This is a genomic window from Streptomyces sp. NPDC034111 (genome assembly GCF_055575375.1).
In genome coordinates this window covers 742,793-755,811 of the sequence record NZ_JBVIST010000002.1, presented here as the reverse complement: position 1 = coordinate 755,811, position 13,019 = coordinate 742,793, and the positions used below count along the sequence as shown (strand labels likewise).

Below are 13,019 nucleotides of genomic sequence, written 5' to 3'. Positions count from 1 at the left end.
CGGTACCGGCGATCGGGCGGGTCGGTCAATCGAAGTACGATTCGAGCGTGCCGCGACGCCGGGTGTCGAGTGTCGCGCAGTGGAATGAGCCGCCGAACGGCGCGTAGTGCAGCAGGTCGCACGGGATCGGCTCGAACCCCCATCGTTCGAGCGCGCGAAGCATGTTGGTGTGGTGCTGCTCCGCGATTACCCGCCTGTCGTCGATCATCAGGATGTTCATGCTCAGCCACTTGCCGCACATCGAGGTGATCTTGAGCAGTTGCTCGTTGACGGGGCTGGGCTCGGGAGCGATCAGGACGTCCCACGAGCTCAGGACCTCGGGCAGACGGTCGACGTCGACGTATTCAGGATTGACCAGCACCTTGCCGGGCGAGAGCAGGACGAAGGTGGTGTCGATGTGCATGGGGGTGCGGCAGCGGCTTTCGATCTCGTGGATGCGATAGCCAGGTCCGGCACGGCCACGCCATCGGGGTCTCGATGATCTCGTCGCCGATCACCAGCATGCTGTCTCGCGGACAGGTGTTGGAAAATCCGCGCGACGACCAGTCGGGGGTGCCGAAGCGCCGTTTGTGGTCGACCGCGTCTGGACGTCTGATCGTGATGCCGAGGGACTCCAGGAGAGCGATGAACTGATCGAGCTCATGCTGTGCCGGCTCGACCAGCGTGCGCGGATACTTGAAGCCGCCCGCAGGCCGATGCAGCCGCGCCGCCCATGGCGGGATGTTGCACGCCACGACCGGGTGGTTGGACGGGATCGTCGCGCCGCCGAGACGCCCAACGATGATCTCCTCCAGCGGGTCCCACTCGTTGTGTGAATTGACCGGCGAGGCGAGAGGTTCGTCAGGGGTGTCAGCCGTGGCCGAGGGCGCCGCCATTACACGTCCTCGCGCCACGCAGAGCCGTCGTTGAGCTCGTAGATGTCCTGCACGAGCGGGAAGTTGCTGACGCACCGGCAGCACTCGATGCGGAACGCGACAGGCACGCGGAACTCCCGATCACCTGAGGGGCACGACGGGGACAGCTTGGCATCTGCCCGAAGCGCTGCGCCGGAGCCATGCCGCTGGCCTGTCCTGGGGCATGGACCTCGGTGCCGCGGGCGGCCTGGGCCGCGGTGCAGGCCCGGCCGCCCGGTGGGGGCGCCGCCGACCGTCGCGGGTGATCACGTCGTGCCGGAGCGGCGATCGGCTCGGGCAGGTCGGTCTCGAACGCCGCTACGAGGTGGTGCCGCGGGCGCGCAGCTCCTCGTTGATGCGCTGGGCTTCTTCGAGTTGGTCTTCGAGGATGACGATGCGGCAGGCGGCCTCGATGGGGGTGCCCTGGTCGACGAGTTCGCGGGCGCGGGCGGCGATGCGGAGCTGGTACCGGGAGTAGCGGCGGTGTCCGCCTTCGGAGCGCAGGGGGGTGATCAGGCGGTGCTCGCCCAGGGCGCGAAGGAAGGCGGGGGTGGTGCCGAGCGTCTCGGCGGCCCGGCCCATGGTGTAGGCGGGGTAGTCGTCGTCGTCGAGTTTGTCGACGGGGCGGGTACTGCGAGGGGGCATAGACCTCTTCTTTCAGGGACGCATCGAGGGGCCCGGGTGCCGTACCGGCACCCGGGCCCCGAGCTTTCAACACCATCTACCGGCTGACTGCGCCGGCTTTCTGTTTCCGCTGGTCCGCCTGGGAGGGCGGAGGTGCGGGGATCGCGGTTGCGTGACCGGGGACCACCTTCCAATCCGGGGCCTGCGGTACCCGAGCGGACTTCTTCCTCGCCCGGGCGATCCTGATGGCGTCTGCTCCTTACCTCATTCGGTTACTCGGTTGTACTGCTGGATACCGCGGGTACTGCTCGCGGCCCCTGGGGCCGCTCGGCCCGGCAGTCAGTGACGGGACCCAACGATTTTCGGCCCCGTCGCTCCACTGCCGTTCCGCCTACTGCTTGACCTGCTTGCACGGCAGTTCACCTCTGCCGTGCCCTCTTCGACTCCGTGAGAACGAAGAAACAGTAACTCCGAGACGAGCCGATGTCTACTGCCGCCGCAACAGATTTACTTCAGGGATGGCGCCTGGACTTCTGTCACGCCTACACCCGGAAGAGTGATACCGAGGGTTGAAGCCCGGCCCCGCGGGCACAAGCTGAGCCTTGCGGCGCAAGCCGGCACAAGGCGGGTGGCAGCGCATGAACGACATGAAGACGACCCGCACGGCGGCCCCCAGGCCCGCGAGGCGGTCCGGCGCGGCGCCGAACCGGACACCCTGGTCATCGACCCGGTCGTGGCCTGGCTCAGCGGGGCTCCGCTGAGGTGAGAGGCACCGTGATCGATGTGAGACTGGGTGCGGAAGGGGTGATCCCTGTGCCGGACCCATCGCAGGCGCCCGCCGATCCCGTCGCCGCCGTCGACGAGAGTCTGCTGGAGGAGCTGATCAGCGAGGCACAGATCGTCCTCCCGGTGGATTTGTCCGCACTGGCGAACCGGTGCGCCGTGGCCCTCGGCCTGAACACAGCGCTGATCTACCTCGTCGATCTCCAGCAATGGCTGCTCGTCCCGCTCGACGAGTCCCTGGAACCGCTGCCGGTGGACGCCTCGCAGGCCGGCTGGGCGTACCGTACGGTCTCCGAGCGGATGACGGATGACGGCGACGGCGTGGTGGTCTGGGTGCCGCTGGTCGACGGTGCGGAGCGGCTGGGGGTGCTGGCGGTGCGGACCGCCACACTGGACGGGCCGCGGATGCGCCGCAGCCGGATGCTGGCCGATGTGCTCGCGATGGTCGTCACCTCCAAGCGCGCTTACAGCGACTGGATCGCCGCTCGCACCCGTACCGCGACCATGCAGCTGCCCGCCGAGATGCTGCGGGCCTTCCTGCCGCCCCGCACCATCGGCAGCACGCAGTGCGTCTCGACCGCGGTGCTGGAGCCGGCGTACGACGTCGGCGGCGACGCCTTCGACCACGCGGTGATCAAGCATGTGCTGCACACCATGATCCTCGATGGCATGGGCCACGATCTGGCCTCCGGTCTGACCACCTCGGTCGCCATGGCCGGCGCGCGGAACGCCCGCCGCAGCGGCGCCGACCTGCCCGACATCGTCGGCTCCGTCGACCGCACGCTCGCCCAGTGGCTGCCCGACCACTTCTGCACCGGTGTGGTGTGCCGGCTCGACGCCGCCACCGGGGAGTTGCACTGGATCAACTGCGGTCACCCGCCACCGCTGCTGATCCGTGGCGAGCGGGTGCTCGAGGGGGCGCTGGACAGCTCCCCGCAGCCGCCGATCGGCCTGCCCCTCGAACTCTCCCCGGTCGCCCGGCAGGTCCACGAGACCAGACTCGAACCGGGCGACCGCGTACTGCTCTACACCGACGGTGTGGTCGACGCGCGCGACGCGAATGGCGTTGATTTCGGCCTCGACCGGTTCACGGACTTCATCATCCGCGCCTCCGCCGCCGGCCAGCTCCCGGCCGAGGTGCTGCGGCTGCTCATCCACGCCATCCTCGACTACCAGCACAACGACCTGCGGGACGACGCCACCATCCTGCTCTTCGAATGGCACCCGCAGCACCCGTAAGGCGCTCCGCGCCGTCCTGACGGTCGTGAGCCCCCCAGCGATGCACCGCACACCCGCCTCGCGGTGATCCCGTCTGCCAAACACCGACGAGCCGTGGACGCCGCTGCGCCGCGACCTCACGGAGCCGGTGCAGGACCCAGGCGTGCGGATCGAGGTGGTCGGGCCGGAGCAGGCGGTCGGGCGCCTTCGGACGCTGTCACTCCGTCGGCGGTTGCCGGACCGCGTTGCCCCGCGAAACGTTGCCTGTGCGGAGCGCGGGCGGTCGGGAGGAGCACCAGGCCGGCGATCACCACACCATCCGGCTGCTTCCAGACAACGGCCTTGCGCAATCAGTGAGCTGCCGTACGGCCGATGGTTCCGTACGGCCAGCCGATCGAGGGACGGAGAGAGCGATGAGCAAGCCCCTGACCGAGGCGGCGATCGAAGCGAGGTACCAGAGTTCGTTCGGCCGGGCCGCGGGTTATCTGCCGCGGGACCGCAAGGCGGTCGACGCTTGGCAGGCGGCGTTGGTGGAGAGGGCCAGGGCGCAGCGGGCGGTGGAGCACGTCAAGCCCGTGCAGGAACTGGCGGATCTGCTCGACCGGGAGAAGGATCTCCGGGACCTCGTGACGCGGACGATCGAAGAGGCCCTGAAACTGCATCCAGGTGGGGCCAGGAACATCGACGAAATGCTGACCTGTCTTGACGAGATCACGCAGACCGCACCCCACTACCGTCTGGACCCCCGGCAGCGCATCTACTTCCCGATGTCGGCCCTGTTCTGCTACATGATGGCTGTCAAGGACGATGGCTGGAAACTCTTCTGTGATCAGAGGTTCAATGACGCCCTGCGGAAGATCCTCAAGGCATGGTGCGCCTTTCTGGACAGCCCGGAGAGCCGCCACGTCCTGTACAACGGCCCCGACGGCTGGCTGAGTCAGGCGGCGTATGAGGACTTCAAGCTCTACGAGTTCGCGGTCGATCCGGACGCCCCATACGGCGGATTCACGTCCTACAACGCCTTCTTCCACCGGCCCATCAAGCCTGAGTTCCGCCCCAACGGAGCACTGCACGATCTGCGGGCGGTCGTCTCTCCGAACGACGGCTCGGTGGTCATGGCGTATCCGAACGTCCAAAAGGACGACAACATCCTCGACATCAAGCACCAGCGGTACTCGCTTCGGAAGTTGCTCAGCAAATACAGCGGCATCGACAAATTCGTGGGCGGTACCGTCTTCCAGTCGTTCCTCTCGGGGGCGAACTATCACCGATGGCACGCTCCCGTCGACGGGGTGATCGAGTACACGGAGACGGTTGAGGGGCTGATGTTCAGCGAGCTGTACTCGGAGCAGGTCGACCCGACCGCCGGTACGCTCTCCCAGGGCTACCAGGCCAATGTCAACACCAGGGGCATCGTGGTCATCAAGAGCGAGTCCCCCGACATCGGCAAGGTCTGCGTCATTCCCGTCGGGATCACCGAGATCTCCTCGGTCACCATCGCAGCTGAGGTGGGCCAGCGGGTCACCCGGGGCGAGGAGATCGGGTACTTCAGCTACGGCGGGTCGAGCATGTGCCTGGTGTTCGAGCCGAACAAGGTCGACTTCACCGTTCCCACCGGGGTTCCAGGCATCGTCACCGACGACGGCGCGCCTATCTTCGTCAATTCGACAATTGCGCGGGCGAAATGATCAGTTGAACGGCGGCAGTCCGGTGGCGCCCTCCCGGTGGGGAGGGCGCCACCGTGCGTTTCAGCCGATGTGACGCCCTCACGCCGGGAGCCGCTCGCCGTTTGAACTCCCCGGTGTTCCTTCAGTTCTTCTGGTTCTTCTCGTTCTTCGGGTTCTTGTTGGCGCGTGACGGGAAGTTCTGCTTCTCCTTCTCGATGTAGTCGAACAGCTCCATCGCGAACGCCGCGCCGCGTCCCACTGCGCCGCCGACGCGTGGCGGGGTGCCGAACTGGATGTCGCCGATGGGGAGGGGCACCGAGTAGAACTGCGCCTCGAAGGGCTGCAGCCGGAGCATCGGCCGGAGCTGGTCGATCCCCTCGGCGTAGTCGCCGTTGAAGACCGGGGTGATCCGGAATGTGGGGATCTTCCGGGTGGGGTCGGCCGGGTCGGGGCCGTTGCCGACGTAACCGTAGGCGGCCATCGCCGGGGGGACCTTCTCGGCCCACTCGTCATAGGCGGAGATCACCTCCGTGGCGCGTTCCAGCGGGTAGGAGAGGTGGCCGCCGAGCACGGTCGCGGTCGGCGGCCGGTGCAGTTGGAGGGTCATCTCGGCCGCAACGCCGAAGTTTCCCCCGCCCCCGCCCCGGCAGGCCCAGAACAGGTCCCGGTCGGCCTGCTCGGGGGCATCGGCGGTCAGGGTGCGCAGACGGCCGGCGGCATCGACGAGCTTGATCTCGGTGACGTTGTCACTGCCGAGTCCGTAGGAACGCGAGACGAAGCTGTAGCCGCCACCCAGGAGGAAACCCGGCAGTCCCACTGTGAGGCAGCCGCCACCGACGGGGATCAGGGGGGCACCGTGGCGCGCGACGTATGTGTACACATCGCTCCAGGTGGCGCCCATCTCGACGCGCAGCAGTCTCTTGTCCCGGTCCAGCGTCATGGCCTTCATCAAGCCGAGGTCGAGGACGACGCCGCCCCGGTTGAGGCAGTAGCCGACAGCGCTGTGACCGCCGCCGCGTACGGTCATGGGCAGTTCGGTGTGCTGGGCGAAAGCGATGGTCCGGGCGATGTCGTCGGTCGAGCGGGCGCGGACGACATAGGCCGGGGGCGTCCGGGTACGGCCGTTGTCGATGCTGACGGCCTGCGTGTACTCGGGGCTTCCCGGCTCGCAGACGTAGCCGCTCAGGTGCCGGGCCAGGTCGTTGACGGCGTGACGATGGTGACCCACGGTCAGGCCCCGTTCCCCGCCGACGGCTCCACGAGGGTGCCGAACTTCTTGAGGGCACTGAGACTCGGGACGAAGAAGTACTCGCCGCCGCACATGGTCACCCACTGGCCGACCCGCTTCTTGAAGAAGTGGTCCATCACCTGCGGCGGGTTGTGCGAGAAGTCCAGCTCGTTGCGGGAGCCGTACTGCTTGGGCCAGTGCTGTTCGACCGCCTCGTCGCCCTTCTTCTCGTACGGCAGCGTGCCGATCACGGGGTCGAGGCCGCTGCCGGAGGGGAGGAAGACCTCGTTGTTCGCCCACTGGGCCTGGATGAACTCGAACTGGTCGGCGATGCTGCTCTGCGCGCACAGGAACAGCAGACCGACCTTGTCGTTCGCACCCGGCTTCAGCGTCACATCTGGCTTGCCGCTGAACCCGGCAGGCCGGGGGTGGGGGAGAAGCCCATGCCCGCCAGGGCAGCGCTTCCATGGGGGAGGGGAGCGGCTGAACGCATTCGCCTGTACGCATTCGCCTGTACGCAATCGCCGCAAGGTGCCAAAACATGAGCTGCCCCAGGCACGCAGGACCTCGACGGCGATAGTTGGGCCCCCATCGTGTCCCTTTGGGCAGCTTCCTCGATCGAGCGGACCGGGTATCCGCGGTTCAAGTGGCTGATCACCGCGCATGAGCTGCTGCTGGCCCTACCGTCGATGCTGAAGTGATCCACCGGTACTGGCAATCACTCCGGGAAAGGGGTGTTTTGTGTCCCCTCGCCCGTGAGAATTCGGAAACTCGGTGAGTGCTGTCCCGGACTGGGGTCTGACTCACTCGACGCCGCCATCCGGCCGGGGGGGGGAACGGCCATGACCAGAACGCCCAGCACCCCAGCTACCGGCCAACTTCCGCCGACTGCGGGTGAGGTCGTCCTCGGCGTGGACACCCACCGGGATACCCATGCCGCGGCCGTGCTCTCCCCGCTGGGGGCGGTCATCGGCACCGGATCCTTCCCATCCACTGCGGCCCGCTGTCGCCAACTGCTCCAGTGGGCCAGGCAGTTGGGCACGGTGCGCCGGGCCAGGGTCGAGGGGCCAGCAGCTGCGGGGCGGCCCTGCCCCCGCTGTCTGCTGGCCCAGCATGTCGAGACGTTCGACGTGAACCGGCCCGACCGTACGGCCCGCCGTCGGCGCGGCAAGTCGGACCCGCTCGATGCCCAGGCCGCTGCTCGGGCCGTGCTCAGCGATCGCGCGCAGGCCCGGGCCAAGTCCGATCCGATGAGACCCTCGATGATCAGGGCCCGCGACGGCCTGGCGGACCATGCCGCGCGAGAAGCCGTAGCGCGCCGCGAGGTCGGCCTCCGCGGGGAGCGGACTGCCGACCGCGCAGTCCTCGCGATCGATCGCCCGCCGCAGCTCCTCGGCGATCTCCTCGTGTCGTGCCGCCACGCTCCCTCTCTCGCGCAGAGTGGTGAGCCGTGTGCGCAGCGCGACCTGCGTAGATGAGGCGCCGTAAACATCCATGCGTGCCACGGATGTGCACGAATGGTAGTCAAGAGTTTCCAAGATGTTACGGACCAGACATCGACACCGTGCCTACTATGGCCAACTTGTTCAGACGAGTTATTCGCACAAGTTCGTGTACCCCTCTGGAGAGACCGTGACCGAGATCCTGCCGAGATCAGCCGTCCTTGCCGGCGGCCTCGTCGCCGCCACACTTGTCCTCAGCGCCTGTGGCGCGGGCGACGCGTCGACCAACGCCGACGGAGAGAGCGCGGCCACCGCGATCACGGCCAAGGACTTCGGCGGCATGGACGCGCTCGTCAAGGCAGCCAAAGAGGAAGGCACGCTGCACGCCATCGCGCTCCCCCGCGACTGGGCCAATTACGGTGCGCTGATCGACGGCTTCGAGAAGAAGTACGGCATCAAGGTCAAGGTGGAGAACCCGGACGGCGCCAGCCAGGACGAGATCAACGCCGTCACCTCCCGCAAGGGCCAGGACACGGCGCCCGACGTCCTCGACCTCGGCAGCTCCTTCGCGTACAGCGCCGCCCAGCAGGATCTGCTCGCGCAGTACATGGTCGCCGATTTCATTGACATCCCCGACGGCCAGAAGGACACGCTGAGCCGCTGGTACAACGGCTACGGCGGCTATATCTCCATCGGCTGCGATGCCAATCGCGTGAAGACCTGTCCGACCACCTTCAAGGATCTGCTCAAGCCGGAGTACAAGGGGCAGGTCGCGCTCAACGGCAACCCCACCAAGTCGGGTTCGGCCTTTGCCAGTGTGTACGCGGCCGCCCTCGCCAACGGCGGCTCCTTCGACTACATCCAGCCCGGCCTCGACTTCTTCGCCAAGCTCAAAAAGAACGGCAACTACACGCCCGTCCAGTCCACCTCGGCCACCATCACGAAGGGCCAGACGCCGATCGTCCTCGACTGGGACTACCTCAACGCCAGGTACACCGACGAGTTCAAGAACAAGGGACTCGACTGGCAGGTCACGGTCCCAGAGGACGGCAAGTTCTCGCAGTACTACTCGCAGGCCATCAACAAGGAAGCCCCGCACCCGGCGGCCGCCCGACTGTGGCAGGAGTACCTCTACAGCGCCGAGGGCCAGAACCTCTGGCTCAAGGGCTACGCCCGCCCGGCTCTGATGGCCGCCATGGAGAAGGACGGCACGCTCGACAAGACCGCGGCCGCCAAGCTGCCGAAGGTCTCCGGCACGCCGAGATTCCCGACCGAGTCGCAGCTGGGCCATGCCAAGGATGACATTGCCCAGGGCTGGGGCAAGACCGTCTCCCGATAACCGCGACTCTCACCAGGGCCGACGCGGTGCCCGCCGCTTCTTCGGAGCGGTGGCGCCGCGCGGCCGGCTGGTGCTCGCGAATCTCGGCGGCGTCCCGCTGGCCTTCGCCTTCGTCGGCCTCCTCGGCAACGCCGGTGTCCTGACCGCCCACCTGGGCGCAGTGATCGGTACCGAGGTGTTCTTGGCCACCGCGGCTGGATACCGCGACTGCTGGAGTGGGCCAGGGGGCTGGGCGGGGTGCGGCGGGCCGGAGCGGAGGTTCGCGCGCGCATCCCTCGGCACCGGGCTCGGGACCAACGGACGAACCTCGCCACTGCCCGCAGCGGATCACGGCCGCAAGCTCCGTCTCCGCCGCCGAGCGGCACGGAGCCGATCGGGTGACGATGGACGTGTACTGACGTGACCGCGCTGCTCCAAGAAAGAGGCAGACGTCATGACATCCCCTTCCGAGTCCTCAGGCCCCGTTCCCCCGCGCAGCACCGAGCCACAGGACACGCCCCTGGCCGAAGGCATGGCCTTCCTGGCGAACAGGGGCTGGCAGATCCTGCTCACCATGGGCCTGGCCACCACCGCCCTGGGCGTCGTCGCCCTGGTCTGGCCGGACGCAACGCTGCGGGTCCTCGGCGTGCTCTTCGGCGTCTATCTGCTGGCAGCCGGCGTTTTCCAGCTGGCCGGCGCCTTCGGCACGCATGTGCCCCGGCATCTTCGGGTGCTGCATTTCCTCACAGGCGCGGTCTCCATCCTGCTGGGGTTGATCTGCTTCCGGGGCGCCATGGAGTCGATTCTGCTGCTCGCCCTGTGGATCGGCTTCAGCTGGCTGCTGCGCGGCACCATGGAGACGGCCGCGGCGGCCTCCGCCCAGGACATGCCGGCCCGAGGCTGGCACGTGGCCTTCGGGATCATCAGCGCTCTGGCGGGCATCGTGCTGATCGTCTCGCCGTTCGCCTCGATCGCGGCACTCACCCTGGTGGTGGGCGTCATGGCCATCGTCCTGGGGCTGACCGAGGTGGTCCGGGCCATCATGATGCGCGTCGAAGTCGGCCGTCTCGCTCCGGCCCGCCCTGCCCAGCGGCGCCCCCTGTTCCACCGTCCGCATCGTCCGCACCCCCAGCACTGATCACCGGAGCCGGATCGGCCGACCACCGGCGAACAGCGAAAAGCCGCCCGCCCCGACGGGCAGACACCTCGGCCGGCGCCGACGCCGCACGGCCGTGGACGACCGCGAAGCGAACGCACTGCGACCGTGGAGCAACGACCGCTCCGACGTCCGCCGCCCGCTCGGCACCACTCCCAGATCACCGCCGCCCACCACGATCGCGACTGATCCCGCGTCTGCCCTCCGTCTGAAACCTGCTGCGCGGCGCGTCGCCAGCCAGGGCCGCGCGCTGTGTGCACACCTGGTGACCTGGGGGTTCGCGCTCTGCCCGGTTCGGCTTCGGGCAGCCGGTATGCCGGCCGTGAACAGCTCGCCCGACAGCCGAGGCCACCCGCCGGATGGTGCTCCGGCCCGGCGGCCGCCCGGCGGGCGCGGCGCCCGGCGGAACGACGACGGAATGTACGCCGGGTGGTGTCCCCCGCAGCTCGGGCGTCCGCCCGGCAGGAAGAGGCCATGGCCGTTCGGCAGGTGGCCACCGCGTTGAAATCCGCCTACCCGTGGGTGGATGCGGCCGTTGTCGATGCTGCGGTCGCGGCGGCCCACGCCACATTTCACCAGGCGAAGATCAAGGATCTATATCCAGATTCTCGTCGAACGGCGTGCTCGCAACGTGCTCAGGGCCATCGGCCGGGAAGATGCTTCGCACAACCGAGCGCTCGGACGACGTGAGCCGGCTGCTTCGCCGCCGTTGAAACGCCCTCGTCCGTGACGTACCGAAAGGCGGCCCGTGTCGGCGACGGCCGCGATCAGCGACTACCCGACCCGTAACCGCATGCCGGTGATCGTGGGGGAGTGGGGCGGCAACCCCTACGTTCCGCACGCAAGCCAGTTCGTCACCGACATGACGGCCTCCCTCGACCGCTTCTCCAGTGGCTGAACGTGGTGGCAGTGGTGCCGGGGCGGCGGCTACTGCTTCCTCGACCAGACGGGCGTCGCGAAGCCCGACGCCCAGCTGCTCGTCCAGCCGTACGCGCAGGCCGTCGCGGGCGACCCGCTCAAGTTCGCGTACGACCCGGCTACACGCACCTACACGCTCACCTTCCGCACCCGCGACCCCGCAGAGGTGCCCACCCAGATCACCGTGCCCAGGGACACGTCCCCAGGCGGCTACCGCGTCGATATCCAAGGCAGCAAGGCCAGTTGGGACGACCACGGCCAGACCGTCAGCATGAGCACCCATGGCAGGGCGGGAGCCACCTACAGGGTCACGATCAGCCCGAGGTAGCCACCCGATCCGCTCGGGGGCTGCGGCCCGCGGCCCCGCGTCAACTGAAGAAACTTTCTCCACGTCACTGCGGGCAAGCACCTGCCGCCGGAGCCGGTGACACCACCTCCCCCAAGCCATGCGATCGACGTTCACCTCACACATCAGCGCGATGCCCGGACCGACTTCGTGGCTGGTGACCGCATCGGGTGCAGGAGTTCCAGCACACTGCGGCCGGCGGCACGGGCTGCCGACGCGGCGCTGGCGCACACCTCGGCGGACTCCTACCAGGTGGCGTCGAGTTCACGCAGGTCGGCGGTCAGCTGATCCGACCACTGGTCCCTGCAGCAGCCGTGGATGGCGCGGTCCTTGGCGCGCGGCAGGGCCAGAGACCGGGCCGTGCGGACCAAGCGACATCCCCTCATGCCTTCGGCTCGAACAGGGCTGAAGCTTGTCCGAAAATGGGTCGTTCCAGTGATCGATCCTTTGTACGGTCAGAGAAATTCCGAACGGGGAGATCTTCATGATTCGTCGTGTCTCACTGGCAGCCGCCGCGTGTGCGGCCCTTGGTTTCTCGCTTGTCGCTGTTCCGGCTCATGCGGCTGGAGCCGAGGCGACGCCCCCCCACGCGTCGCAGAAGGTGATGTCAGGGTCGGACCATGTCAAGTGCACCAGCTTGAGCAAGGGGCAACTCTGCATCGTCATGAACAGCCGGCCCCAGTCCATCGCTGTCATCTACACCAAAAAGGGTGGCGCGAACATCAAGGCGCAACTCGGGTATCGCATGAACGGTTCGTCGTCGTACAGCGGGCTGGAGACCATCAGCGACGGTGACCGGGCCACCAACACTTGGAAGATGAGCTGGCCCTGCAAGAGCGCCGTTGGCCTGATCAAGGTCCAGGGGCAAGGGACCTTCGAAACCCCGTCGGCGACGTTCCCGGGCTGCTGATGAGATAGCACAACACCACCCGCAAGGGGCCCGCCAGGAGCGGGCCCCTTGCGCATGCCCGCACGCGCACGTCAGGAGCAGGCGCCCACCGCACCTCACGAGTTGGCATCGCACCCTCGTGCTGCACCGGAGGCCCTGCCTTCATGCACGCACCCGCGAAGATCACTCGCCCAGGCACCCGGTTCGATCAGAACCGACCTCGTGATCGATAGGAATACGGCTTCCAAAGGGAATCGCCCTGAAGTGAAGGGCGTTGCGACATGGCTTGATCAGGTCCAGCACACGGGTCTGGGCCCTGTATTCGGCGCCCGTTCCTGGTTGTGCCCCATTGGTCAAGGTTGTGCGGAGAACGGAATGTGGGCGGGTGCGAGGCCGGCACCGGATTGGGACAGGACTGGGGCGGGAGAGGTGTGGGAGCGCAGCGAACGGTGCGCGGATGCGCCCGGGGTGACGGTCCAAAGGGTCGGCTGGACAAGCTCGTCGCACGCAGGTGGTGTTCGCCGGGCTCGAAGACGC

13 protein-coding genes and 4 pseudogenes are annotated in these 13,019 nt (G+C 67.7%); 11 read left to right on the top strand and 6 right to left on the bottom strand.

The genetic code is table 11. The features are described from left to right. Nucleotides 1–25 precede the first annotated feature (25 nt). Together ACZ55A_RS09150 and ACZ55A_RS09145 are read right to left on the bottom strand one after the other, a co-directional pair. A pseudogene (locus tag ACZ55A_RS09150) lies at nucleotides 26–875 on the bottom strand (amidinotransferase). Between the two features lie 336 nt (nucleotides 876–1,211). Continuing rightward, entirely contained in the window at nucleotides 1,212–1,538 is a 327-nt protein-coding gene (locus ACZ55A_RS09145; protein WP_468836397.1) for a MerR family transcriptional regulator, read from the bottom strand. Between the two features lie 607 nt (nucleotides 1,539–2,145). Here ACZ55A_RS09145 and ACZ55A_RS09140 point away from each other — a divergent pair. From ACZ55A_RS09140 to ACZ55A_RS09125, 4 genes and pseudogenes are all read left to right on the top strand, one after another. Continuing rightward, entirely contained in the window at nucleotides 2,146–2,283 is a 138-nt protein-coding gene (locus ACZ55A_RS09140) for a hypothetical protein (protein WP_468836395.1), read from the top strand. Nucleotides 2,284–2,330: 47 nt separating this feature from the next. After that, nucleotides 2,331–3,539, top strand: coding sequence for a PP2C family protein-serine/threonine phosphatase (locus ACZ55A_RS09135; protein ID WP_468836392.1), 1,209 nt, complete (start codon nucleotides 2,331–2,333; stop codon nucleotides 3,537–3,539). A gap of 85 nt (nucleotides 3,540–3,624) precedes the next feature. Continuing rightward, a pseudogene (locus ACZ55A_RS09130) lies at nucleotides 3,625–3,714 on the top strand (GNAT family N-acetyltransferase); the annotation flags it as partial. A gap of 217 nt (nucleotides 3,715–3,931) precedes the next feature. Beyond that, nucleotides 3,932–5,206: a phophatidylserine decarboxylase associated domain-containing protein gene (locus ACZ55A_RS09125; RefSeq protein WP_468836390.1), complete on the top strand. Its 1,275-nt coding sequence runs from the start codon at nucleotides 3,932–3,934 to the stop codon at nucleotides 5,204–5,206. 121 nt (nucleotides 5,207–5,327) lie between these two features. Here the strand turns inward: ACZ55A_RS09125 and ACZ55A_RS09120 are convergent, their stop codons facing one another. Together ACZ55A_RS09120 and ACZ55A_RS09115 are read right to left on the bottom strand one after the other, a co-directional pair. After that, nucleotides 5,328–6,413, bottom strand: coding sequence for an FAD-binding oxidoreductase (locus tag ACZ55A_RS09120; protein WP_468836386.1), 1,086 nt, complete (start codon nucleotides 6,411–6,413; stop codon nucleotides 5,328–5,330). A gap of 2 nt (nucleotides 6,414–6,415) precedes the next feature. Beyond that, nucleotides 6,416–6,808, bottom strand: a complete 393-nt coding sequence (locus tag ACZ55A_RS09115; RefSeq protein ID WP_468836383.1) for a hypothetical protein — start codon at nucleotides 6,806–6,808, stop codon at nucleotides 6,416–6,418. A 447-nt stretch (nucleotides 6,809–7,255) separates the two neighbouring features. Here ACZ55A_RS09115 and ACZ55A_RS09110 point away from each other — a divergent pair. Continuing rightward, nucleotides 7,256–7,588, top strand: a pseudogene (locus ACZ55A_RS09110) (IS110 family transposase); the annotation flags it as partial. A gap of 68 nt (nucleotides 7,589–7,656) precedes the next feature. Here the strand turns inward: ACZ55A_RS09110 and ACZ55A_RS09105 are convergent. Continuing rightward, a pseudogene (locus ACZ55A_RS09105) lies at nucleotides 7,657–7,834 on the bottom strand (GntR family transcriptional regulator); the annotation flags it as partial. Between the two features lie 211 nt (nucleotides 7,835–8,045). Between ACZ55A_RS09105 and ACZ55A_RS09100 the strand changes: the two are divergent. The 5 genes from ACZ55A_RS09100 (at nucleotide 8,046) to ACZ55A_RS09080 (ending at nucleotide 11,575) form a co-directional block, all read left to right on the top strand. Beyond that, nucleotides 8,046–9,194, top strand: coding sequence for an ABC transporter substrate-binding protein (locus ACZ55A_RS09100; RefSeq protein WP_468836380.1), 1,149 nt, complete (start codon nucleotides 8,046–8,048; stop codon nucleotides 9,192–9,194). A gap of 433 nt (nucleotides 9,195–9,627) precedes the next feature. Then, complete coding sequence (locus tag ACZ55A_RS09095; RefSeq protein WP_468836378.1) at nucleotides 9,628–10,311, top strand: HdeD family acid-resistance protein; 684 nt, start codon at nucleotides 9,628–9,630, stop codon at nucleotides 10,309–10,311. A gap of 492 nt (nucleotides 10,312–10,803) precedes the next feature. Further along, entirely contained in the window at nucleotides 10,804–11,019 is a 216-nt protein-coding gene (locus ACZ55A_RS09090) for a three-helix bundle dimerization domain-containing protein (protein ID WP_468836376.1), read from the top strand. Between the two features lie 58 nt (nucleotides 11,020–11,077). Then, nucleotides 11,078–11,227 (top strand): hypothetical protein, encoded by a 150-nt coding sequence (locus tag ACZ55A_RS09085; protein WP_468836373.1) that lies wholly within the window; start codon nucleotides 11,078–11,080, stop codon nucleotides 11,225–11,227. Between the two features lie 75 nt (nucleotides 11,228–11,302). Further along, a complete protein-coding gene (locus tag ACZ55A_RS09080) occupies nucleotides 11,303–11,575 on the top strand; it encodes a hypothetical protein (RefSeq protein WP_468836650.1) in 273 nt (90 codons plus the stop codon). A gap of 263 nt (nucleotides 11,576–11,838) precedes the next feature. Here the strand turns inward: ACZ55A_RS09080 and ACZ55A_RS09075 are convergent, their stop codons facing one another. Then, the gene (locus tag ACZ55A_RS09075) at nucleotides 11,839–11,964 is read right to left on the bottom strand and encodes a hypothetical protein (RefSeq protein ID WP_468836370.1); all 126 of its coding nucleotides are present in this window, start codon (nucleotides 11,962–11,964) and stop codon (nucleotides 11,839–11,841) included. Between the two features lie 113 nt (nucleotides 11,965–12,077). Here ACZ55A_RS09075 and ACZ55A_RS09070 point away from each other — a divergent pair, with 113 nt between their 5' ends. Beyond that, the gene (locus tag ACZ55A_RS09070) at nucleotides 12,078–12,503 is read left to right on the top strand and encodes a hypothetical protein (RefSeq protein WP_468836368.1); all 426 of its coding nucleotides are present in this window, start codon (nucleotides 12,078–12,080) and stop codon (nucleotides 12,501–12,503) included. Nucleotides 12,504–13,019: the final 516 nt, after the last annotated feature.

What these genes read in the sequence shown, in the direction of transcription:
- ACZ55A_RS09145 (WP_468836397.1), bottom strand. Translation starts at nt 1,538, where the DNA reads ATGCCCCCTCGCAGTACCCGCCCCGTCGACAAACTCGACGACGACGAC.
- ACZ55A_RS09125 (WP_468836390.1), top strand. Translation starts at nt 3,932, where the DNA reads ATGAGCAAGCCCCTGACCGAGGCGGCGATCGAAGCGAGGTACCAGAGT.
- ACZ55A_RS09095 (WP_468836378.1), top strand. Translation starts at nt 9,628, where the DNA reads ATGACATCCCCTTCCGAGTCCTCAGGCCCCGTTCCCCCGCGCAGCACC.
- ACZ55A_RS09090 (WP_468836376.1), top strand. Translation starts at nt 10,804, where the DNA reads ATGGCCGTTCGGCAGGTGGCCACCGCGTTGAAATCCGCCTACCCGTGG.
- ACZ55A_RS09070 (WP_468836368.1), top strand. Translation starts at nt 12,078, where the DNA reads ATGATTCGTCGTGTCTCACTGGCAGCCGCCGCGTGTGCGGCCCTTGGT.